This window comes from Brevundimonas sp. KM4, assembly GCF_000964075.1.
In the GTDB taxonomy this organism is placed as follows: Bacteria; Pseudomonadota; Alphaproteobacteria; order Caulobacterales; family Caulobacteraceae; genus Brevundimonas; species Brevundimonas huaxiensis.
Window position 1 is genome coordinate 1 of sequence record NZ_JZRG01000040.1, and the last position, 1,127, is coordinate 1,127.

Here is a 1,127-nt window from a genome sequence, read left to right on the forward strand (position 1 = left end):
GTGCCCGCTTCCATCTGATTGGGAGAACGGAACTATCGGCTGGGCGCGATGCTTCATCAAAGGAGCATGAAGCGATGCGGTAGGAGGGCCGTCAGATGCGCTGGAAACGAGTCATCTATTGCAGCCGCTCGACCGTATCGCTGGAAAACTCGTTGAACCTCGCCGAACTTCTGGGAGCGTCCGCACGCAACAACCGACGCGACGAGATCACCGGGCTGCTCGCCTACGCGGAAGGCATGTTCATTCAAGCTATCGAAGGCACGCCACCGGCAGTGGACCGGCTGATGGACCGACTGCGAGCCGACACCCGACACCGCGATCTCACTGTGTTGGGTGAGGACTTCGGCTCACAACGGGCATTCGCGGTCTGGGCGATGGAGACGCCGAAGATGCGCCCCGAACGGACAGCCCTCCTCCGCAAATTAGTCGAGAGGTGCGGAGGCTCTTATGGATCGGCCCTGAAGTTGATGCTCGACATGGCGCAAGATTTTGACACAGCCTCCGCTTGAGAGGCGCCCACTTGCCAGCTTTATCGAACAGTGTTTTCCTTTCGGCATGGGAAGGCTGCTGGACAGTCTCTTGGAAAGCTCTTCCGCCTATCGCGTGGTGCGAGAGGCGGACGGCTTCATGCTAATCGGCGATCCCGACCATCTGGACGAGTTCAGCGATCTTGTGCGGGAAGCTGCTGCGCGCTCGGCGAGGAATTTGTCGTCTTTGCGGTGAGTGAGGGAGGCCATCGCTACAGCGAGATGTTCGTCATGCCACTGGATTGGCCATTGACGTCTGACTGAAGGGCAGTCGGCGAGGAACCATATCGTTGAAGTTGCGTTGACCCCCGCATGCGGTTGGAAGGCTACAATCGAACGCGGGCAGCCAATCTGCGGGAACTCGCGGGTCAAACCTCTGTAATTGAGCATCGCCAGTCCTACCTACGTCTCGCTTACCAGTATGATGGCATCGCCGATCTGGAGGCCCGTTCTCTGGGCAAACTTCGCAGACGAGGGATGACAACTCCGAACCCAGATACAGCCCGCAACTGATTGACGGCCTGCCGATCCGTGAGAGTCTGTTCTCCCAACACCAGATCGGAGAACACCCCTGACCAAGCGCGTGGCCCTCTACTGTCG

At 59.0% G+C, this 1,127-nt stretch carries 2 protein-coding genes; both read left to right on the forward strand.

All coding sequences use genetic code 11. The features are described 5' to 3' along the window. The first annotated feature begins 95 nt into the window (after positions 1-95). The gene (locus VH88_RS14770) at positions 96-509 is read left to right on the forward strand and encodes a BLUF domain-containing protein (protein ID WP_052689635.1); all 414 of its coding nucleotides are present in this window, start codon (positions 96-98) and stop codon (positions 507-509) included. 70 nt (positions 510-579) lie between these two features. After that, complete coding sequence (locus tag VH88_RS16155) at positions 580-723, forward strand: hypothetical protein (protein WP_156146872.1); 144 nt, start codon at positions 580-582, stop codon at positions 721-723. The last annotated feature ends 404 nt before the right edge of the window (positions 724-1,127 follow it).